16 protein-coding genes and 1 tRNA gene are annotated in these 21,663 nt (G+C 73.4%); 16 read left to right on the top strand and 1 reads right to left on the bottom strand.

Going from position 1 to position 21,663, the window contains the following annotated elements; genetic code table 11:
* Positions 1 to 6: 6 nt before the first annotated feature.
* The 5 genes from E4U92_RS28520 to E4U92_RS28500 all read left to right on the top strand — a co-directional run bounded on the left by E4U92_RS28520 (position 7) and on the right by E4U92_RS28500 (position 2,769).
* A complete protein-coding gene (locus tag E4U92_RS28520; RefSeq protein WP_137303402.1) occupies positions 7 to 813 on the top strand; it encodes a type II secretion system F family protein in 807 nt (268 codons plus the stop codon).
* Between the two features lie 43 nt (positions 814 to 856).
* Positions 857 to 1,651, top strand: a complete 795-nt coding sequence (locus E4U92_RS28515) for a type II secretion system F family protein (RefSeq protein WP_137303301.1) — start codon at positions 857 to 859, stop codon at positions 1,649 to 1,651.
* A gap of 134 nt (positions 1,652 to 1,785) precedes the next feature.
* Positions 1,786 to 1,995 (top strand): DUF4244 domain-containing protein, encoded by a 210-nt coding sequence (locus E4U92_RS28510; protein ID WP_137303300.1) that lies wholly within the window; start codon positions 1,786 to 1,788, stop codon positions 1,993 to 1,995.
* Positions 1,982 to 2,359 (top strand): TadE family type IV pilus minor pilin, encoded by a 378-nt coding sequence (locus E4U92_RS28505; RefSeq protein WP_137303299.1) that lies wholly within the window; start codon positions 1,982 to 1,984, stop codon positions 2,357 to 2,359. The genes E4U92_RS28510 and E4U92_RS28505 overlap by 14 nt, the downstream gene beginning before the upstream one ends.
* Positions 2,356 to 2,769, top strand: a complete 414-nt coding sequence (locus E4U92_RS28500) for an Rv3654c family TadE-like protein (protein ID WP_137303298.1) — start codon at positions 2,356 to 2,358, stop codon at positions 2,767 to 2,769. Before E4U92_RS28505 ends, E4U92_RS28500 begins: the two co-directional genes overlap by 4 nt.
* On the opposite strand, the gene E4U92_RS28495 is transcribed toward E4U92_RS28500, so the two are convergent.
* A complete protein-coding gene (locus E4U92_RS28495) occupies positions 2,754 to 5,291 on the bottom strand; it encodes a DEAD/DEAH box helicase (RefSeq protein WP_229863186.1) in 2,538 nt (845 codons plus the stop codon). The two genes, E4U92_RS28500 and E4U92_RS28495, sit on opposite strands and share 16 nt — an antisense overlap.
* A gap of 82 nt (positions 5,292 to 5,373) precedes the next feature.
* On the opposite strand from E4U92_RS28495, the gene bldG reads away from it, so the two are divergent.
* From bldG to E4U92_RS28440, 11 genes are all read left to right on the top strand, one after another.
* Positions 5,374 to 5,715, top strand: coding sequence for an anti-sigma factor antagonist BldG (bldG, locus tag E4U92_RS28490; protein WP_009189842.1), 342 nt, complete (start codon positions 5,374 to 5,376; stop codon positions 5,713 to 5,715).
* 105 nt (positions 5,716 to 5,820) lie between these two features.
* Complete coding sequence (locus tag E4U92_RS28485) at positions 5,821 to 6,252, top strand: ATP-binding protein (protein ID WP_137303297.1); 432 nt, start codon at positions 5,821 to 5,823, stop codon at positions 6,250 to 6,252.
* Between the two features lie 293 nt (positions 6,253 to 6,545).
* Positions 6,546 to 8,951, top strand: a complete 2,406-nt coding sequence (locus E4U92_RS28480; RefSeq protein ID WP_137303296.1) for a sodium-translocating pyrophosphatase — start codon at positions 6,546 to 6,548, stop codon at positions 8,949 to 8,951.
* Between the two features lie 209 nt (positions 8,952 to 9,160).
* Entirely contained in the window at positions 9,161 to 9,778 is a 618-nt protein-coding gene (locus E4U92_RS28475) for a small secreted protein (RefSeq protein ID WP_137303295.1), read from the top strand.
* A 64-nt stretch (positions 9,779 to 9,842) separates the two neighbouring features.
* Positions 9,843 to 11,369: a DUF7059 domain-containing protein gene (locus E4U92_RS28470; RefSeq protein WP_137303294.1), complete on the top strand. Its 1,527-nt coding sequence runs from the start codon at positions 9,843 to 9,845 to the stop codon at positions 11,367 to 11,369.
* A gap of 247 nt (positions 11,370 to 11,616) precedes the next feature.
* Complete coding sequence (locus E4U92_RS28465) at positions 11,617 to 11,814, top strand: hypothetical protein (RefSeq protein WP_137303293.1); 198 nt, start codon at positions 11,617 to 11,619, stop codon at positions 11,812 to 11,814.
* A gap of 281 nt (positions 11,815 to 12,095) precedes the next feature.
* On the top strand, positions 12,096 to 14,933 hold the full coding sequence (gene topA, locus E4U92_RS28460) for a type I DNA topoisomerase (protein WP_137303292.1): 2,838 nt from the start codon (positions 12,096 to 12,098) through the stop codon (positions 14,931 to 14,933).
* 156 nt (positions 14,934 to 15,089) lie between these two features.
* Positions 15,090 to 18,368: a dTMP kinase gene (gene tmk, locus E4U92_RS28455; protein WP_137303291.1), complete on the top strand. Its 3,279-nt coding sequence runs from the start codon at positions 15,090 to 15,092 to the stop codon at positions 18,366 to 18,368.
* A gap of 103 nt (positions 18,369 to 18,471) precedes the next feature.
* Entirely contained in the window at positions 18,472 to 19,677 is a 1,206-nt protein-coding gene (locus E4U92_RS28450) for a DNA polymerase III subunit delta' (RefSeq protein WP_137303290.1), read from the top strand.
* 117 nt (positions 19,678 to 19,794) lie between these two features.
* A complete protein-coding gene (locus E4U92_RS28445) occupies positions 19,795 to 21,417 on the top strand; it encodes an alpha/beta hydrolase (RefSeq protein WP_137303289.1) in 1,623 nt (540 codons plus the stop codon).
* Positions 21,418 to 21,505: 88 nt separating this feature from the next.
* A tRNA-Thr gene (locus tag E4U92_RS28440) sits at positions 21,506 to 21,582 on the top strand.
* Positions 21,583 to 21,663: the final 81 nt, after the last annotated feature.

Raw genomic sequence — 21,663 nt, 5'->3', positions numbered from 1 at the left:
GCGTGGATGTCGAGCCGGTGGCACTCCGGGGCCCGGCGGGCCCGGCTGGTGCTGGCCGGTGGCGGAGTGGTGGGTGCCGGGCCGCCGACGTGGCAGGACTGGGCCGACGAGGTGAGACGGATCCGGCGGAGGTGGCGCCCGGAGTGGTGGTCGCTCGTGGCCGGGGTGGCGCTCTCGGTGCTGGGGGCGTCGGTGCTACCGGTCGCCGCGGGGGCGGTCGGGGTGCCGCTGCTGGGCCGGGTGCGCCGGGCCGGGGCGCGGCGGCGGGCCCGTGAGCGCCGGGGGGACGCGGTGATCGCGCTGTGTGCCTCGCTCGCCGGTGAGGTGCGGGCGGGACGGCAGCCCGGGGAGGCGCTGCTGGTGGCGGCGCGGGACTCCGGAGGGCTGGGCGGGGCGCAGGCGGGGGTGTTGGCGGCGGCCCGGTTCGGCGGGGACGTGCCCGGAGCGCTCGCGGCGGCTGCCCGGCGGCCGGGCGCGGAGGGACTGCTGGGGCTGGCGGCGTGCTGGCGCGTGGCCGTGGACCAGGGCGCCGGCCTCGCCGACGGACTGGACCGCCTGGAAGGAGCCCTGCGGGCCGAACGCGACCAGCGCGCCGACCTGCGGGCCCAGTTGGCCGGTCCGCGGTCCACGGCGGTGATGCTCGCCGGGCTGCCGGTCCTCGGCCTGCTTCTCGGTGCGGCGTTGGGCGCCGATCCGCTGCACGTCCTGCTGCACACCGGCGCGGGCCTCGGCTGCCTGGTGGCCGGAGCGGTGCTGGAGGGCGCCGGGTTGTGGTGGGCGCTGCGGGTCGTGAAGGGGGCCGAGGCGGCATGAGACGGAGCGAGGACCGGACGTGCAGCGAGAACGGGGATGTGCGGTGAGCGCCGAGTTCGTCCACAGGCTGGGGGCGGTCGTGGGGATCGCGGTGGCCCTCGTGTGGCTGGTGCGGTGGGCCGAGGGCGTACGGCACCGGCGACGCGCGCGACAGCGGGCCGCCGAGCTGCTGGCGGTGGCGGTGGCGCGGCGGACCCTGACCCCGCGGCCCGTGCTGGGCGACCGTGCGCGGCGGTGGCTGCCCGAGGTCGGGGTCGTGGGCATCGGCTGGGCGCTGATCGGGGGAGTCACCGGGATCGTGGTCGGCCTGTGCGGCGCGGCGGGGCTGTGGCGGTGGCGCCGGCGGCAGGAGGCGTCCGGTGCGGCGCAGCAGGCCGAGCACCAGGCCGAGGCGGCCCGCCAACTCCCGCTGGCGGCCGACCTGCTGGCCGCCTGCATCGCGGCCGGGGCGGGACCGGTGGCGGCCGCGCAGGCCGTGGGGGAGGCACTCGGCGGTCCGGTGGGTGAGGGGTTGGCGCGCGGTGCGGCGGAGGTCCGGCTCGGCGGCGAACCGGCCGAGGCGTGGCGCCGGTTGGCCTCGGCGCCCGGAGCGGCACCCCTGGCGGCGCTGCTGGAGAAGGCGGACGTGTCGGGGCTCCCGGCGGCCGGACCGGTCGCACGGCTCGCCGCCGACGCCCGCGCGCAGTGGGTGCGCTCGGCGACGGCACGTGCCCGGCGCGCGGCCGTCGTGGTCACCGCGCCCGTGGGTCTGTGCTTCCTGCCGGCCTTCATCGCCGTGGGGGTGCTGCCCGTGGTGATCGGGCTGGCGGGCGGCGTGCTGGGAGGAGGTGGGCCGTGACGGGGTGAGGGGCCCGAACGGGCCGATCGGCGAAGCGACAGCGATGCACGGCATGACATGACGCGAAGCGACACGACACGCACGACGCGACAAGACAAGACAAGACAACGGAACGAGACCTCACGGGGGTTGAGATGTACAAGGCGGTACGGGCGCGACTGCGTGCCCTGGTGTGCAGGGTGCGGGCGGCGCGAGGGGACGCGGGGATGGTCACCTCCGAGTACGCGATGGGGATCGTCGCGGCGGTGGCGTTCGCGGTGCTCCTCTACAAGGTGGTGACGTCTCCGGCCGTCGCCGAGCAGATGCAGGCCATCGTGAAACGAGCGCTCAGTGCGCGGATGTGAGCGGAGGCGTCGGTGCCGTTCGGACCAGGGGTTCGTGACGGCGGAGGCGGCCGTGGTGCTGCCGGTCCTGGTGGCGTTCGCGATGGCGCTGGTGTGGGGGCTGCTCGTGGTCGCCGCCCAGCTCCGGTGCGTGGACGCGGCCAGGGCCGGCGCCCGGGCGGCGGCACGGCAGGAGGCCCCGGACGCCGTGGTCGAGATGACCCGTGCGGCCGCGCCGCGGGGCGCCGAGGTGACAGTCGGCCGGGAGGGGGACCAGGTCCGTGTGGTGGTCGTGGCGCGGCCGCCGTTGCTGCGGGGCCTGCCCTTCGAGGTACGGGAGGAGGCCGTCGCCCTGGCGGAGGACGCGGAGGTGGGGTCGTCGTGAGGTCACGGGTCGGCAGGGACCGGGGCTCCGCCTCCGTCTGGGGCGTGGCGGTGATCGCCGTGCTGTGCGTGGTGTTCGGCGTGGTGCTGTCGCTCGGGCACGCCGTCGTGGTCCGGCACCGGGCCGCCGGCGGCGCCGACCTCGCGGCCCTGGCGGCGGCCGACCACTGGAGCGACGGCGAGGCCGCGGCGTGCGAACGGGCGGAGCGGGTGGCCCGGGAGCAGGGAGCCTGGTTGGTGCGGTGCGCGGTCGTGGGGGAGGTCTCGGACGTGACGGCGACGTCGGGAGGAGGGCCGTTCAGGGCGGAGGTGAGGGCACGGGCGGGGCCTGCGGGGGTGGACGCGGGACAGCGCACGTCTCCGGGACCGGCGGCGCCCCTTGGACCCACCGCACCTCACCCCGGCCGCTGAGCCCCGTCCTCCGGCTCCGTGCCCGGCACCGGCGTCTCCTCGGGCACCAACGTCTCCTCGGGCACCTTCGTCTCCTCCGGAGCCCCCCGCAGCAGTTCCCCGAGCAGCCGTACCGCCCCCCGCTTGTGCAGGGGATCGTTGCCGTTGCCGCACTTGGGGGACTGGATGCAGGACGGGCAGCCGGCGTCGCACTCGCAGGAGGCGATGGCCTCGCGGGTGGCGGTGAGCCAGGCGCGGGCGGTGTGGAAGGCGCGCTCGGCGAAGCCCGCGCCGCCGGGGTGGCCGTCGTAGACGAAGACCGTCGGGAGCAGCGTGTCGGGGTGCAGGGGGATGGACACGCCGCCGATGTCCCAGCGGTCGCAGGTCGCGAAGAGCGGCAGCATGCCGATCGAGGCGTGTTCGGCGGCGTGCAGGGCGCCGCCGAGGATCTCGGGGTTGATGCGGGCCGCGTCCAGCTGGTCCTCGGTGACCGTCCACCACACCGCGCGGGTGCGCAGCGTCCGGGGAGGGAGGTCGAGCTTGGTCTCGCCGAGGACCTCGCCGGTGATGAGGCGGCGGCGCAGGAAGGAGACGACCTGGTTGGTGACCTCGACGGAGCCGTAGCACAGGCGGCCGTCGCCCCAGGGGACCTCCACGTCGGTCTCCAGGACGGAGATCGCCGTGGTGTCGCGGGCGACCGTGGAGTAGGGCGGGGCGGCCTCCTCGACGAGCGCGACCGAGTCCTCCAGGTCCAGTGTCCGCACCAGGTAGGTGCGGCCCTGGTGCAGGTGGACGGCGCCCTCGTGCACGGTGGTGTGCGCGGAGCCCGCGTCGACCGTGCCGAGGAGGCGGCCGGTGCCGGCCTCGACGATCTGGATCGGCCGGCCGCCCTCGCCGCGGATGTCGGTGAGGTCGGCGGCCCGTTCGCGGCGGGTCCAGTGCCAGGCCCTGGTGCGGCGGCGCAGCAGGCCGGCGGCCTCGAGCTGGGGCATCAGCTCGGCGGTGGCCGGGCCGAACAGCGGCAGGTCGTCGTCGGTCAGCGGCAGCTCGGCGGCGGCCGCGCACAGGTGGGGGGCGAGGACGTAGGGGTTGTCGGGGTCGAGGACCGTGGATTCCACCGGTTGGTCGAACAGGGCCTCGGGATGGTGGACCAGGAAGGTGTCCAGGGGGTCGTCGCGGGCGACGAGGACCGCCAGGGCGCCCTGTCCGGAGCGGCCGGCGCGGCCCGCCTGCTGCCACAGGGAGGCTCGGGTGCCGGGATAGCCGGCGATCAGGACGGCGTCGAGGCCGGAGACGTCGACGCCGAGTTCCAGGGCCGTCGTCGCGGCGAGGCCGAGGAGCTCGCCGGAGTGCAGGGCGCGTTCCAGAGCGCGGCGCTCCTCGGGGAGGTAGCCGCCGCGATAGGCCGCGACACGCCGGGCCAGGGAGCGGTCGACCTCGCCGAGCCGTTCCTGGGCGATGACGGAGATCAGCTCGGCGCCGCGCCGGGAGCGGACGAAGGCGACCGTGCGGATGCCCTGGACGGTGAGGTCGGTGAGCAGGTCGGCGGTCTCCGCGGTGGCCGTGCGGCGCACCGGCGCGCCCTTCTCGCCCTGCATCTCGGTGAGCGGGGGCTCCCACAGGGCGAACACCAGTTCACCGCGTGGTGAGGCGTCGTCGGCCACCTCGAACACGGGCAGGCCGGTGAGGCGGCGTGCGGCCACGGACGGCTCGGCGGCGGTCGCGGAGGCCAGCAGGAAGACGGGCGACGCGCCGTAGCGGGCGCAGAGCCGGCGCAGCCGGCGCAGCACCTGGGCGACGTGCGAGCCGAACACGCCGCGGTAGGTGTGGCACTCGTCGATGACGACGTACTTGAGCGCCTTGAGGAAGGAGGACCAGCGCGGGTGGGAGGGCAGGATCCCGCGGTGCAGCATGTCCGGGTTGGTCAGCACGTAGTTGCCGTACTGGCGGATCCACTCGCGTTCCTCGAACGGCGTGTCGCCGTCGTACACGGCGGGGCGCACGGCGGTGCCGAGCGGCTGGGCGAGTTCCCTCACCGAGCGGCACTGGTCGGCCGCGAGGGCCTTGGTCGGGGCGAGGTACAGGGCGGTGGCGCCTCGGCCGTTCGGGGCTTTCGACCCCTCCAGGAGGGTGGACAGGACGGGCACGAGGTACGCCAGGGACTTGCCGGAGGCCGTGCCGGTGGCGACGACCACCGAGTCGCCGTCCAGGGCGTGCTCGGCGGCCAGTGCCTGGTGCGCCCAGGGGTGCTCGATGCCCGCCGCGCGGACCGCCGCGATCACCTCGGAGTGAATCCGGTGAGGCCAGACGGCATGGCGGCCCGCACGCGGGGGCAAGTGCTCCGTATGAGTGATGCGCGAGGCCCGGCTCGGTCCCGAGGCGAGCCGGTCCAGGACAGCGCCCGGAGACGGGCGGTGCACGGTGTCCGCCGGGGATCGATCGGATCGGTGATTCTTGGCCATCGGCACCGAGTGTGTCACTGGCGTGACGGACAATGGAGCCAAGGCGTCGTGCACGCCTGCCGGTAAGTGATTGAATGCCATCGCGGCTGGCGAACCGTCCTGGGGGCTTCAAGCCGAGGTGACCCGAGGGGCGACCGCTCGATAGCAAGGTGCTGGAGGATCCGTGGACCTGTCCCTGTCGACCCGTACCGTCGGCGATCGTACGGTCGTCGAGGTCGGTGGCGAAATCGACGTATATACCGCGCCCAAGTTGCGCGAGCAGCTGGTCGAGCTGGTGAACGACGGGAATTTCCACCTCGTCGTCGACATGGAGGGCGTGGACTTCCTCGACTCCACCGGGCTCGGCGTACTGGTCGGCGGCCTGAAGCGAGTGCGGGCCCATGAGGGCTCGCTGCGCCTGGTGTGCAACCAGGAGCGCATTCTGAAGATCTTCCGCATCACCGGCCTCACCAAGGTGTTCCCCATTCACACCTCGGTCGACGAAGCGGTCGCGGCCACCGACTGACCCGCCGCCCCGGGCCGCGCGCCCGGGCGGCATCAGGTGAACACCGGGGGACCGGGCCCTCGCGCCCGGCCCTCCGACAGCACGCCCGTAGTTCGGAGGGGATGCATGGCCACCGTTGAACTCCGCTTCAGCGCGCTGCCGGAGCACGTGCGGACCGCCCGTCTGGTGGCGGCAGCGGTCGCGCGCAGGTCCGGAGTGGACGAGGCCGTCCTCGACGAGGTCAGGCTCGCCGTCGGTGAGGCGTGTTCGCGTGCCGTGGGACTGCATCAGCTCAGCGGGGTGACCGCGCCGGTGAAGGTGTCCCTCATCGAGGAGGAGAAGCAGTTCTCCATCGAGGTGGGCGACGAGGCGCCGCACGCGGTGCCCGGGGCGCGGGGGTCCGGCGGTGCCGAGCCCGACGCGGAGACCGAGGAGGACGAGATGGGCCTCGCGGTCATCAGCGGCCTCGTCGACGACGTCGAGGTCTCCACCGGGGAGCACGGCGGCCTGATCCGCATGACCTGGCCGACGACCCCGGCCACCACTCCACTGGTCTAATCCGTCCCGGACGGAGCAGTCCGCAGAAGTCTTCTTCCCCAAGGGCCCCACCCCCCGGTGGGGCCCTTCGGCGTGTGCGGACCCGGGCGGGCGTGCTTACAGTGGTTCCATGAAATAAATCATGGAAAGTGAATCTTGCCGCCCGGAATATCGTGAAGCAATTCACGATCAACGCCTTTGAGGCATTACTTGACGCCGAGGCGAATTCCGTTTCCCGCGATCTGTTTTGATCAGGTTCCGGTACCTACAATCCGTCCACATCTTGAGCTCAGCCCAAGCGTCAAGGAGGACGAATGGCGGGGCTTTCTACCCCTCAACGGTTGGACCACACCACGACGTTCGCAGCCGCGGTGCTGACCGACGACAACCGCATCCTCGTGATGGTCATCGGGCTCGTGGCCCTGGCCGCCCTGGCGGTCGCGGGCCTGCTGCTGCGGCAGGTGCTCGCGGCCGGCGAGGGCACCGACAGCATGAAGGAGATCGCCGCGGCGGTCCAGGAAGGTGCGAACGCCTATCTGGCCCGGCAGTTGCGCACGCTCGGCGTATTCGCCGTGGTCGTCTTCTTCCTGCTCATGCTGCTGCCCGCCGACGACTGGAAACAGCGCGCCGGACGATCCGTGTTCTTCCTGATCGGTGCCGCGTTCTCCGCGGCCACCGGTTATATCGGCATGTGGCTCGCGGTGCGCAGCAATGTGAGGGTCGCCGCGGCGGCCCGGGAAGCGACACCCGCGGAAGGCGAACCGGAAAAGGATCTCACCACCGTCTCGCACAAAGCGATGAAGATCGCTTTTCGTACAGGGGGCGTGGTCGGCATGTTCACGGTGGGCCTCGGCCTGCTCGGCGCCTCCTGCGTCGTGCTGGTGTACGCGGCCGACGCGCCGAAGGTGCTGGAGGGATTCGGTCTGGGCGCCGCCCTGATCGCCATGTTCATGCGTGTCGGCGGCGGCATCTTCACCAAGGCCGCCGACGTCGGCGCCGACCTCGTCGGCAAGGTCGAGCAGGGCATCCCCGAGGACGACCCGCGCAACGCCGCGACCATCGCCGACAACGTGGGCGACAACGTCGGCGACTGCGCGGGCATGGCGGCCGACCTGTTCGAGTCGTACGCCGTGACGCTGGTCGCCGCGCTGATCCTCGGCAAGGCGGCCTTCGGTGACGCCGGGCTCGCCTTCCCGCTGCTGGTCCCCGCGATCGGCGTGCTCACGGCGATGGCCGGGATCTTCGCGGTCGCGCCGCGCCGCGCCGACCGCAGCGGCATGTCCGCGATCAACCGGGGCTTCTTCGTCTCCGCGGTGATCTCGCTCGTGCTGGTCGCGGTCGCGGTGTTCGTCTACCTGCCGGGCACGTACGCCGACCTCGACGGCGTCACCGACACGGCGATCAGCGGCAAGAGCGGCGACCCGCGGATCCTCGCCCTGGTCGCGGTGGCCATCGGCATCCTGCTGGCCGCCGTGATCCAGCAGCTGACCGGCTACTTCACCGAGACGACCCGGCGCCCGGTCCGGGACATCGGCAAGACGTCACTGACCGGCCCCGCCACCGTCGTCCTCGCCGGCATCTCGGTCGGGCTGGAATCGGCCGTCTACACCGCCCTGCTGATCGGGCTCGGCGTGTACGGGGCGTTCCTGCTCGGCGGCACGTCGATCATGCTCGCGCTGTTCGCGGTGGCGCTGGCCGGCACCGGCCTGCTGACCACGGTCGGCGTGATCGTCGCGATGGACACCTTCGGGCCGGTCTCCGACAACGCGCAGGGCATCGCCGAGATGTCCGGCGACGTCGAGGGGGCGGGCGCCCAGGTGCTCACCAACCTGGACGCGGTCGGCAACACCACCAAGGCCATCACCAAGGGCATCGCCATCGCCACCGCCGTCCTCGCGGCGTCGGCGCTCTTCGGGTCGTACCGCGACGCGCTCACGACCGGCGCGCACGACGTCGGGGAGAGGCTCAGCGGCGACGGCGCGCCGATGACCCTGATGATGGACATCTCCCAGCCCAACAACCTCGTCGGACTCATCGCGGGCGCGGCGGTCGTCTTCCTCTTCTCGGGGCTGGCGATCAACGCGGTGTCGCGGTCCGCGGGCTCGGTGGTCTTCGAGGTGCGCCGGCAGTTCCGCGAGCGCCCCGGGATCATGGACTTCAGCGAGAAGCCGGAGTACGGCAAGGTCGTCGACATCTGTACCAAGGACGCCCTGCGCGAGCTGGCCACGCCGGGTCTGCTCGCCGTCATGGCGCCGATCTTCATCGGGTTCACCCTGGGGGTCGGGGCGCTCGGCGCGTACCTGGCGGGCGCGATCGGCACCGGCACGCTGATGGCGGTGTTCCTGGCGAACTCCGGCGGCGCCTGGGACAACGCCAAGAAGCTCGTCGAGGACGGCCACCACGGCGGCAAGGGCAGCGAGGCCCACGCCGCCACGGTGATCGGCGACACGGTCGGCGACCCCTTCAAGGACACCGCCGGCCCGGCGATCAACCCGCTGCTGAAGGTGATGAACCTGGTCGCGCTGCTCATCGCGCCCGCGGTCATCAAGTTCAGCTACGGCGACGACAGGAACGTCGGCGTGCGCATCCTGATCGCGGTGCTCGCGCTCCTGGTGATCGTCGGCGCCGTGTACGTCTCCAAGCGGCGCGGCATCGCGGTCGGGGACGACAACGACGCCGAGCGGCCCGCCAAGTCGGCGGATCCTGCGGTGGTTTCGTAGGGCCGGCCCCGAGGACGGGTCCTGAGGTCCTGCTCAACGGGCGGGCGGACGGCGCGGGTTGACGTGCCGGCCGCCCGCCCCGCTCGTGTGGCCCGCGTCTCGCCGTGAGGCTTCTCTCCCCTGGGGCGAACCGTCGCAAGCACGGGCACAACGGTCATCCGTTCTGGGGTGGTCGCCCGGTCTGCGTGTATGTTCCGGGGCCGAGAGCCATGGAAGGGACGCAACCGGTGAACAAGAAGCTCGCGGCCGCACTGTCCGGCGGTGCGGTACTGGTACTGGCGCTGACGGGATGCAGCAGCAGCGGCGACGACGGGAACAAGGAGCTCGACGCCTGGGCCAAGCAGGTCTGCGACGCGCTCCCGGCCCAGGACGCGAAGGTCGACGCGGCCAACGAGGCGATCAAGAAGGCCGCCACCGACAACAACGCGCCGGCCACCGTGCAGAAGACCGACTCCCAGGCCTTCCAGGACATGTCCGACGCCTACAAGGCGCTGGCCGGCGCCGTCGACTCCGCCGGTGCGCCGCCCGGCGTCGAGGACGGCAAGAAGAAGCAGTCGGACGCCGTCGCCGCTCTCAACACGCTCTCCACCTCCTACGCCGACCTGAAGAAGAAGATCGACGTCCTCGACACCAAGGACCAGGCGAAGTTCGCCGAGGGCCTGCAGGACATCGCCACCCAGCTCGGCACGCTCAGCAAGAGCGGCAACACCGCCCTGAAGAATCTCGAGGAGGGCGACGTCAAGACGGCCATGTCCCAGCAGGAGAGCTGCAAGAAGGTCGCCTCGTCGTCGTCCGCCGGGGCCTCGCCGCAGACGACGCAGGGCTGATTCCTGCCGGGCCGCGCCCGCGACGCGACGCGAAGGCGCGAGGGGGACGGGACACAATGGGGGCGTGAGTAACGCCACCCTGTCCCCCCTGCCCGCCGCCGACCACGAGGTCGCCGCCCGGCTGCGCGAGGCCCTGCTCGCGGCCTCCTTCACCGCCGACGGCCTGCTCGACCTGCTCGGCGCCCCCGCGTACGCGGCGCTGGCCCGCAGCGAGACCGTGCCCGCGCTGCGGGCGACCCGCGGGGACACGCCGCTGGAGACACTCGTCCGGCTCTTCCTGCTCCAGCAGCCCGTGCCGTACGCGCGCGTGGAGGGCGTGCTGCCCGTGCACGCGTGCGAGGCGGGCGGCTGGCTCACCCGCGTAGGCGACGCCGGGGGCGACCTGGCCGCCACCGTGGACGTGAGGCCGTACGGCGGGCCCGACGGCGAGGACTGGTTCATCGTGTCCGACCTGGGCTGCGCCGTCGGCGGCGCGGGCGGCATCGGCAGCCGCGACGAGGGCGTCGTCCTGGGCGTCGGCGGCGCCTCCACGACCCTGGCCGGCATCACCGTCCGTACGCCCGTGGCGTCCGCGCTCGACCTCGGCACCGGTTCCGGCATCCAGGCGCTGCACGCGTCCCGGCACGCCACGCGCGTGACCGCGACCGACCTCAACCCGCGCGCGCTGCACATCACCGCGCTCACCCTGGCGCTGTCCGGCGCCCCGGCCGCGGACCTGCGCGAGGGCTCGCTGTTCGAGCCGGTCCGGGACGACGAGACGTACGACCTGATCGTCTCCAACCCGCCCTTCGTGATCTCGCCCGGCGCCCGGCTGACCTACCGCGACGGCGGGATGGGCGGGGACGATCTGTGCCGCTCGCTCGTTCAGGAGGCGGGGGAACGGCTGAACGAGGGCGGGTTCGCGCAGTTCCTCGCGAACTGGCAGCACGTGGAGGGGGAGGACTGGCAGGACCGGCTCAGGTCGTGGGTGCCGCGCGGCTGCGACGCGTGGATCGTGCAGCGCGAGGTGCAGGACGTCACGCAGTACGCCGAGCTGTGGCTCAGGGACGCCGGTGACCACCGCGGCGACCCGGCCGAGTACCAGGCGCGCTACGACGCCTGGCTGGACGAGTTCGAGGCGCGCAAGGTCAAGGCGGTCGGCTTCGGCTGGATCACGCTGCGCCGGACCTCGGCCGCGGAGCCGGTGATCACGGCCGAGGAGTGGCCGCACCCGGTCGAGCAGCCGCTCGGGGACACGGTCCGGGCGCACTTCGAGCGCCTGGACTACCTGCGCGCGCACGACGACGCCGCGCTGCTCGCCGGGCACTTCCGGCTGGCCGGGGAGATCGTCCAGGAGCAGGTCGGCCTGCCCGGCGCCGAGGACCCGGAGCACGTCGTGCTGCGCCAGAACCGGGGCATGCGGCGGGCCACCAAGGTGGACACCGTCGGCGCGGGCTTCGCGGGCGTGTGCGACGGCACGCTCAGCGCGGGCCGCATCCTGGACGCCATCGCGCAGCTCGTCGGCGAGGACCCGGTGCTGCTGCGCGACCGCACGCCCGCACAGATCCGGCTGCTGGTGGAGCAGGGGTTCCTGGAGCCGGTACCGCGGTGACGGGGCGGCGGGCTCCGGGGACGGAAGTAGGCCGAAAAGCACGCGCCGCCCCCCTTTCCGCGGCGGCCCCCTGCCCCCGTCCGCGGCGGCTCCCTGATCCGTCTGCAGCGGCCCCATGGCCCGCTCCCCGCACCCGCACCTCCCCGTCGGTCCGCCGTTCACCTCGGGTTCTCCCGGGCGCCGCCCGCGCGTGCCAGTCTCCGGTGGCTGGACACGGGCGGGCGGGAGAAAAAGGGGCGGGGCGGGCATGGACGGCGGACCGGCGGTGTTCACGGGCGCGGTGTTCGCCCTGTTCGGACTGGCGCTGCTGGCCTGGACCGCGGTGCGCGTCCGGCACCGCGAACCCGTGGCGCACGGTGTGAGCCCTGTCGCATCGGCGGCCCTCGCGACCCTGGCCGCGCTGCTCTCGCTGGCTGCCGGCGCGTGGTGCCTGACCCGGCTGTGAGGAGCGGGCCGCACCGGCCGTGAGCACCGGATCGGGGTGGTGGAGCGGTGCGCCGTACCGTGGACGGGGAAGGCTGCGTTCCGCTCGGGTGGAAAAGCACCGGTCGGCAGTCCGGGCGGCAGGAATGGCGGTAGTCGGGTTACCGTTCGAGTGGCCGTTGCGGGCTTTTCCCGTTTGACACGGGGGCGGGATGTACCGTCACACTCCGCAGCGTCACCATGACCGTGCCCCGGGACGAAGGCCTGGGGAGGCCCCAGCGTCGACCGGAGAGAAGAGCGAAGTTGTCCCCGACCAGCGAGACCGCGAAGGGCGGCCGCCGACTCGTCATCGTCGAGTCGCCTGCCAAGGCGAAGACGATCAAGGGCTATCTGGGCCCCGGATACGTTGTCGAGGCGAGCGTCGGGCACATCCGCGACCTCCCCAACGGCGCCGCCGAGGTGCCCGAGAAGTACACCGGTGAGGTGCGCCGCCTCGGCGTGGACGTCGAACACGACTTCGAGCCGATCTACGTCGTCAACGCCGACAAGAAGGCGCAGGTCAAGAAGCTCAAGGACCTGCTGAAGGACTCCGACGAGCTCTACCTCGCCACCGATGAGGACCGCGAGGGCGAGGCCATCGCCTGGCACCTGCAGGAAGTGCTCAAGCCCAAGGTCCCGGTCAAGCGGATGGTCTTCCACGAGATCACCAAGTCCGCGATCCAGGCCGCCGTGGCCAACCCGCGCCAGCTCAACCAGCGGCTGGTCGACGCCCAGGAGACCCGCCGCATCCTCGACCGCCTCTACGGCTACGAGGTCTCGCCGGTCCTGTGGAAGAAGGTCATGCCGCGCCTGTCGGCGGGCCGTGTGCAGTCCGTCGCGACCCGGCTCGTCGTCGAGCGGGAACGCGAGCGCATCGCCTTCCGCTCCGCCGAGTACTGGGACCTCACCGGCACCTTCTCGACCGGCCGCGCGGGAGACCCCTCGGACCCGTCGTCGCTGGTCGCACGGCTGCAGACCGTCGACGGCAGGCGCGTCGCGCAGGGCCGCGACTTCGACTCCCTGGGACAGCTCAAGAGTGCGAACACCCTCCACCTCGACGAGGCGAACGCCCGCGCCCTCGCCGCCGCGCTGGAGGACACCCGGTTCGCGGTGCGCTCCGTCGAGTCCAAGCCGTACCGCCGCTCGCCGTACGCCCCGTTCCGTACGACGACGCTGCAGCAGGAGGCGAGCCGCAAGCTCGGCTTCGGCGCGAAGGCCACCATGCAGGTCGCGCAGAAGCTGTACGAGAACGGCTACATCACCTACATGCGTACGGACTCCACGACGCTGAGCGAGACGGCGGTCTCGGCGGCCCGCGCGCAGGTCACGCAGCTCTACGGCGCCGACTACCTGCCGCCCCAGCCGCGCACGTACGCCGGCAAGGTCAAGAACGCGCAGGAGGCGCACGAGGCGATCCGCCCCTCGGGTGATCGTTTCCGCACCCCGGCCGAGACCGGCCTGACCGGCGACCAGTTCAAGCTGTACGAGCTGATCTGGAAGCGCACGGTCGCCTCGCAGATGAAGGACGCGACCGGCAACAGCGTGACGGTGAAGATCGCCGGCACCGCGGCCGACGGCCGGGACGTCGAGTTCAGCGCGTCCGGCAAGACGATCACCTTCCACGGCTTCCTCAAGGCGTACGTCGAGGGCGCCGACGATCCGAACGCCGAGCTGGACGACCGTGAGCGCCGCCTGCCCCAGGTCGCCGAGGGCGACGCGCTGTCGGCCGAGGAGATCACCGTCGACGGCCACGCGACCAAGCCCCCGGCGCGCTACACCGAGGCGAGCCTGGTCAAGGAGCTGGAGGAGCGGGAGATCGGCCGCCCGTCGACGTACGCGTCGATCATCGGCACGATCCTCGACCGCGGCTACGTGTTCAAGAAGGGCACGGCCCTGGTGCCGTCCTTCCTGTCGTTCGCCGTGGTCAACCTCCTGGAGAAGCACTTCGGTCGGCTCGTCGACTACGACTTCACGGCCAGGATGGAGGACGACCTCGACCGCATCGCGCGCGGTGAGGCCCAGGCCGTGCCGTGGCTGAAGCGGTTCTACTTCGGCGAGGGCACGGTCACCGGCGCCGCCGCCGACGCCGGCAACGGCGACGGGGACCACCTCGGCGGCCTCAAGGAGCTGGTGACCGACCTGGGCGCCATCGACGCGCGCGAGGTGTCGTCGTTCCCGGTGGGCAACGGCATCGTGCTGCGGGTCGGCCGCTACGGCCCGTACATCGAGCGCGGCGAGAAGGACTCCGAGAACCACCAGCGCGCCGACATCCCCGAGGACCTGGCGCCCGACGAGCTGTCCGTGGAGCTGGCGGAGGAGCTGCTCGCCAAGCCGAGCGGCGACTTCGAGCTGGGCACCGACCCGGCGACCGGCCACCAGATCATCGCCAAGGACGGCCGCTACGGCCCGTACGTCACCGAGGTGCTGCCCGAGGGCACCCCGAAGACCGGCAAGAACGCGGTCAAGCCGCGCACGGCCTCGCTGTTCAAGTCGATGTCGCTGGACACGGTCACCCTGGACGACGCCCTCCGGCTGATGTCGCTGCCGCGCGTCGTCGGCACCGACGCCGAGGGCCAGGAGATCACCGCGCAGAACGGCCGCTACGGCCCGTACCTGAAGAAGGGCACGGACTCGCGGTCCCTGCAGTCCGAGGACCAGCTGTTCACGATCACGCTGGAGGAGGCGCTGGCGATCTACGCCCAGCCCAAGCAGCGCGGTCGGGCGGCCGCCAAGCCGCCGCTGAAGGAGCTGGGCGAGGACCCGGTCAGCGGCAAGCCGGTCGTGGTGAAGGACGGCCGCTTCGGGCCGTACGTCACCGACGGGGAGACCAACGCGACCCTGCGCTCCGGCGACAGCGTCGAGGCGATCACCCCGGAGCGCGGCTACGAGCTGCTCGCCGAGAAGCGCGCCAAGGCCCCGGCCAAGAAGACGACGAAGAAGGCCGCCGCCAAGAAGGCCCCGGCCAAGAAGGCGACCGCGACCAAGACCGCCGCCAAGAAGACGGCCGCGAAGAAGACGACCGCCAAGTCGGCGGCCGCCAAGACGACGGCCACCGCCAAGAAGACGGCTGCGGCTTCGCGGGCGGCGGCGTCCGAGGACTGAGTCTCCGGTCCGCTGGTCCGATGATCCTCTGATCCTCCGCCAGTTCTTCACCGCGGCTTCGCAATCCGCGCGCCCTGCCCCACTTCGGTGTGCCGGGGCGCGCGTGCGTTCGGGCGTGTCCCACTCGGTGTCAGCCGCGGCCGATAGGCTGAATGCATGACCCGAGCCGAGCAGCCAACGGCCCCCACACCCGTCCCGGACGAAGCCCTGGTGGTGGACTCCCGCGAACGCGCCGTGCGCGCCCTGTTGCGTCAGCCGACCGTACGGCGGCTGTGGAGTGCCCAGCTCGTGGGCGGTGTGGGCGATGCCCTCGCGCTCCTGGTGCTGGTGCTCCTCGCCCTGCAGGCGGCCATCGCCCAGGGCTCCTTCGGGGGCGGCTACCGGGGCGTCGCGTTCGCGGTGACGACCGTCTTCGCGGTGCGCGTTCTGGCCACCCTGCTCTTCGGGGCGGTCCTGCTCGGACCGCTGACCACCCTCACCGCCAAGGACGGCCCGCTCGACCGGCGCTGGACCATGGTCGGCGCGGACGGCCTGCGGGCCGCGCTGCTGATCGTGGCGCCCCTGTGGATCGACTGGACGCCGGACAACGCCCTGGCGCTGCTCCTCGTCACCGTCTTCGTGCTCGGGGTCGCCGAGCGGTTCTGGACGATAGCGCGCGAGAGCGCGGCGCCCGCGCTGCTCCCCCCGCCGCCCCCGGAGGGCGCGACGGTACGGCCGCTGCCGGACCACCTCGACGCCCTGCGCCGCCTGTCGCTGCGCACCAGCTTCCTGGCCGTCCCGCTCGGCGCGGCCGCGCTGGTCGTGGCCGGCCTGGTCAACAACCTGCTCGGCGCGGGCATCGACTGGTTCGCCCAGCACCAGGCGGCCCTCGCCTCGTACGTGGCGGCGGGGCTGTTCGCCGCGGCGCTGTCCGTCGTGGTCTACCTGGAGCTGCCCGACGCGCGGACGCCCCGCGCGCGTTCGCCGCTCGAGGGACTGCGCCGGCCGCGCACGGCCGCCGGGGTGGACGCCGGCCGCACGCGCGCGATCCCGCTGCTGGTGCTCGCCTGCGCGGCGGTCGCCGGGGCCGTCTCCGCTGCGGTCGCGGTCGCCGTGCTGCACGCCAAGGACCTGGGCGGCGGCCCGGTGCTGTACGGCCTGCTGGTGCTCGGACTGACCGGCGGCGTCGTCGTCGGCATCCGTACGGCGCCGTCCGTGCTGCCCGCCCTGTCGCGCCGCCGCCTGCTGTCGCTGGCTATCGCCTTCACCGGCGTCGCCCTGCTCGCGGCCGGTCTGGTGCCGGACGTCACCAGCGTGCTGCTGATCCTCACGCTGGCCGGGGTCGGCGCCGGCGTCGCCGCCAACGTCGGGCACACCCTCCTCGACCAGGAGGCCGAGGAGCACCGCAGGGCGCGCACCACGGAGCACCTGCACGCGGTGGTCCGGGTGTTCGTGGCGCTGGGCGCGCTGATCGCCCCGCTGGTGGCCGCGCTGATCGGGCCGCACCGGCTGGAGAACGGCAAGTTCGTCTTCGCGCACGGCGGTGCGGCGTTCACGCTGATGCTGGTGGGCGCGCTGCTGCTGCCGGTGGCCGTGCTGGTGCTGGCCAAGCTCGACGACCGCTCGGGCGTACCGCTGCGCAAGGACCTGCGGGACGCGGTCCTCGGCGGCGACGAACCGACGCCCGCGCCCGCGACGAACGGTTTCTTCATCGCCCTGGAGGGCGGCGACGGCGCCGGGAAGTCGACGCAGGCCGAGGCGCTGGCCGAGTGGATCCGGGCCAAGGGCCACGAGGTCGTCCTCACGCGCGAGCCGGGGGCGACGCCGGTGGGCAAGCGGCTGCGCTCGATCCTGCTGGACGTCTCCAGCGCCGGCCTGTCGCACCGCGCGGAGGCCCTGCTGTACGCGGCGGACCGCGCCGAGCACGTGGACACCGTGGTGCGCCCGGCGCTGGAGCGCGGCGCCGTGGTCATCTCCGACCGGTACGTCGACTCGTCCGTGGCCTACCAGGGCGCGGGCCGCGACCTGTCCCCGGTGGAGATCGCGCGCATCTCGCGCTGGGCGACGAACGGGCTGGTGCCGCACCTGACGGTGCTGCTGGACGTCTCGCCGGAGACCGCGCGCGAGCGGTTCACCGAGGCGCCGGACCGGCTGGAGTCGGAGCCGGCGGAGTTCCACGCGCGCGTGCGCTCCGGGTTCCTCACGCTGGCCGCGTCCGACCCCGGCCGCTACCTGGTCGTGGACGCCGGCCAGGAGCCGGAGGCCGTCACGACCGTGGTGCGCCACCGCCTCGACCGGATGCTGCCGCTGTCCGAGGCGGAGATCAAGGCGCAGGAGGAGGCCCGGCGCAAGGCCGAGGAGGAAGCGCGCCGCAAGGCCGAGGAGGAGGCCCGGCGCAAGGCCGAGGAGGAGCGCCTGGAGCGTGAGCGCCAGGAGCAGCTCGCCAAGCTGCGCGCCGAGGAGGAGGAGCGCAAGCGGCGCGAGCTGGAGGAGGCGCAGCGGCGCGAGGCCGAGCGGCAGGCGGAGGAGGCCCGGCAGCGGGCCGAGGAAGCGCGCCGGCGGGCCGAGGAGGAGCGGCAGCGGCTGCTCGCCGAGGAGAAGGCCCGGGCCGAGGAGGAGGCGCGCCGCAAGGCCGATGAGGAGCGGCGCCGCCAGCAGGCCGAGCAGGAGGCCAGGCTGCGTGCCGAGGCCGAGGCGCGGCGGCTGGAGAAGCAGCGCAAGGCCGAGGAGGCCCTGCTGCGGGCGGAGGAGGCCCGGCGGGCGGCCGAGGAGGCCGCCGCGGCGGCGCAGGCCGGAGCGAAGCCGGTGGCACCGCGTCCGGCCGCGGCGGCCACGGCCGCCTCGGACGCGCTGACCGTGCCGACGCCGGTGATCTCCTCGCCGGTCGCGTCGGACGACCCCACGACGGTGCTGCGTCCGGTGCGCGACGACGCGGAGCCGGACGCGCGGGCCGGCGGCGCGGCCGCCGACGCCGAGGTGACGGCGGAGCTGCCGCAGCCGAAGGTCGCGGCGGAGCCGGCCGGGGCGCCGGAGGCGGAGTCGGAGGAGACGGCGGTGCTGCCTCCCGTCTCGCCCCAGGAGGAGACGGCGGTGCTGCCCCCCGTGTCGGCGCAGGAGGAGACGGCCGTGCTGCCTCCGGTCCCGCCGCAGGAGGAGACGGCGGTCCGTCCCCCGGTGCGCGGCGAGGAGCCGGTGGACCGCCGGGTGCCGCCCGGGTTCTTCCGCGACGAGCCGGCCGGCCCGGCCCGCACCGAGGAGCCCGGGGCGGACGACCGCACGCGTGAGCTGCCCCAGCTCGACGAGGACGGCACCCCGCGGCGCCGGACCCGCTCCGACTGGGCCGAGGAGACGCCCCTCGACGACCTGCCGACCCTGGCGGACGAACTGCTCGGCCCGCACCGCGAGGAGGACGAGCCGGACGAGGGACGCGGACGCGGGTGGGGGCGTCGCCGCTGACGCTCCCGGTGGGGGGCGGACCGGCTGACGGCGTCCGCTGTCAGTGCCGCCCCCCACAATGGAAGCCGCGACACCGAGCACCACGGAAGGGCGGCGCCGAGCGATGACCGTGTGGGACGACCTGGTCGGGCAGGACAAGGTCTGCGAGCAGCTGGCCGCGGCCGCCCGGGACGCCGACGCGTTCGTCACGGCGATCTCCACCGACGCCCCGCCCCCCGAGGCGTCGAAGATGACGCACGCGTGGCTGTTCACCGGCCCCCCGGGAGCCGGCCGCACCCAGGCCGCCCGCGCCTTCGCCGCCGCCCTCCAGTGCGTCAGCCCCGACCGCGCCCTCGGCGGCGTCCCGGGCTGCGGCTTCTGCGACGGCTGCCACACCGCCCTGATCGGCACGCACGCGGACGTCACGACCGTCGCCGCCGTCGGCACCCAGATCCTCGCCGAGGACATGCGCGACACGGTCCGCAAGTCGTTCACCTCGCCGGCGAACGGCCGCTGGCAGGTCATCCTCGTCGAGGACGCCGAGCGGCTGAACGAGAAGTCGGCCAACGCCGTCCTCAAGGCCGTCGAGGAGCCCGCGCCCCGCACCGTCTGGCTGCTGTGCGCCCCGTCCATCGAGGACGTGCTGCCCACCATCCGCTCCCGCTGCCGCCACCTCAACCTGCGCACACCCACCGTCGACGCGGTCGCCGACCTGCTGATGCGCAGGGAGGGCGTCGAGCCCGCCGTCGCGATGGCCGCCGCCCGCGCCACGCAGGGCCACGTCGACCGCGCCCGGCGCCTCGCCACCGACCCCGCCGCCCGGGAGCGGCGCGCCGCCGTCCTGAAGCTGCCCCTGCGGGTCGAGGACGTCGGAGGTGCCCTCAAGGCCGCCCAGGAACTGGTGGACGCGGCCGCCGAGGACGCCAAGGCGCTCGCCGAGGAGCTGGACGGCAAGGAGACCGAGGAGCTGAAGGCGGCGCTCGGCGCGGCCCAGGGCGGCCGGCTCCCGCGCGGCACCGCGGGCGTGATGAAGGACCTGGAGGACAAGCAGAAGCGCCGCCGCACGCGCACCCAGCGCGACAGTCTCGACGTCGCGCTGACCGACCTCACCGCCTTCTACCGCGACGTCCTCGCCCTCCAGCTCGGCTCCCGCGTCGCCATCGCCAACGCGGACGCGGAGGACGCCCTGGAGCGGCTGGCCCGCGCGAGCACCCCCGAGGCGACCCTGCGCCGCATCGAGGCGATCGCCGCGTGCCGCGACGCCCTGGACCGCAACGTCACACCGCTGCTGGCCGTGGAGGCGATGACGATGGCACTGAGAGCCGGCTGACGAGCGCGCTGACCGCGGAGTGACAGCGGGCGGGGACGGCTGAGGACCGCGTCACTCGTCCGTGGGGCATCCGGCACGGAGCGCACCGGAGCCGTCGCGCAGAGTTACGCTCGCTTGATGCACGCCCTGCGCTACCCCCGCCCCAGCACCACCCGCACCAGCCGCCGAAGGCGCCGTCACCCCACCGGTCTCGGCCTGCTCGCCCTGGCCGCTCTGCTCGTCCCGGCCTGCTCCGCCCAGGGCGCCAGCACCGCCGCGGGCTCGACCAGCACCGCCACGGCGGAGGCGGTGCTGACCCCGCTGCCGAAGGCGACGCCGTCGGCGCTCGCGCCGTACTACACGCAGCGGCTGAGCTGGCGGGACTGCGGTGTGCCCGGGTTCCAGTGCACCACCATGAAGGTGCCGCTCGACTACGCGAAGCCGAAGGACGGCGACGTACGGCTGGCGGTGGCCCGCAAGAAGGCCACCGGCCCGGGGAAGCGGATCGGGTCGCTGCTGGTGAACCCGGGCGGTCCCGGCGGCTCGGCGATCGGCTACCTCCAGCAGTACGCGGGCGTGGGCTACCCGGCCCCGGTGCGCGCCCGCTACGACATGGTGGCCGTCGACCCGCGGGGCGTGGCCCGCAGCGAGCCCGTCGAGTGCCTGGACGGGCCGAAGATGGACGCGTACACGCAGACCGACGTCACACCGGACGACCAGCGGGAGAAGACCGGGCTGGTCGACGCGTACAAGACGTTCGCCGAGGGCTGCGGCGCCGACGCCCCGGCGCTGCTGCGGCACGTCTCCACGGTCGAGGCGGCCCGGGACATGGACATCCTGCGGGCCCTGCTGGGCGACGAGAAGCTCCACTACGTGGGGGCGTCGTACGGGACGTTCCTCGGCGCCACCTACGCGGGGCTGTACCCGCAGCGGGTGGGCCGGCTGGTGCTGGACGGCGCGATGGACCCGTCGCTGTCGGCGCGCCGGATGAACCTGGACCAGACGAAGGGCTTCGAGACGGCGTTCCAGTCGTTCGCGAAGGACTGCGTACGGCAGTCGGACTGCCCGCTCGGCGGCCGCGGTACGACGCCCGCCCAGGTGGGCCGCAACCTCAAGGCGTTCTTCGGCCGGCTCGACGCCCGCCCGGTCCCGACCGGCGACGCCGACGGCCGCAAGCTCGGCGAGGCGCTGGCCACGACCGGGGTGATCGCGGCGATGTACGACGAGAGCGCCTGGGGCGAGCTGCGCGAGGCGCTGACCGCGGCGATGAAGCGCGACGACGGCTCCGGTCTGCTCGCGCTGTCGGACAGCTACTACGAGCGGGACCCCGACGGCCGCTACAGCAACCTGATGTTCGCCAACGCGGCGGTGAACTGCCTGGACCTGCCGCCCTCCTTCGACACCCCGGACCAGGTCGCGCGGGCGGTGCCGTCGTTCGAGGAGGCGTCGCCGGTCTTCGGTGAGGGCCTGGCGTGGTCGTCGCTGAACTGCGCGTACTGGCCGGTCGCGCCCACGGGTGAGCCGCACCGCATCGAGGCCAAGGGCGCGGCGCCGATCGTCGTGGTCGGCACCACCCGCGACCCGGCGACCCCCTACCGCTGGGCCCAGTCCTTGGCCGGCCAGCTCGACTCCGGTCGCCTGCTGACCTACGAGGGCGACGGCCACACCGCGTACGGCCGCGGCAGCTCCTGCATCGACACCGCGATCGACACCTACCTGCTGCGCGGCACGCCCCCGGCGAAGGGCAAGCGCTGCACGTAGGACGGAGGCCAGGGGTGTGGTCGGAGCACCCTGCGAAACTGTGTAGACTTACCGACGTTGCCGATCGCACCATGGTGCGAGGCGGCGCGCCGCCTTAGCTCAGATGGCCAGAGCAACGCACTCGTAATGCGTAGGTCTCGGGTTCGAATCCCGAAGGCGGCTCCACTGGGACCCCAGGCCGGAATCATCCGGCCTGGGGTTTTTCTGTGTCCGGAGTGCCGTGCGCCCGGGTATTTCCGCTGCAGG

The sequence above is a fragment of the Streptomyces galbus genome (assembly GCF_005280195.1).
Lineage (GTDB): Bacteria > Actinomycetota > Actinomycetes > Streptomycetales > Streptomycetaceae > Streptomyces > Streptomyces galbus.
Note: the sequence above shows the minus strand (reverse complement) of the source record. Positions and strands in the feature narration are given on the sequence as shown.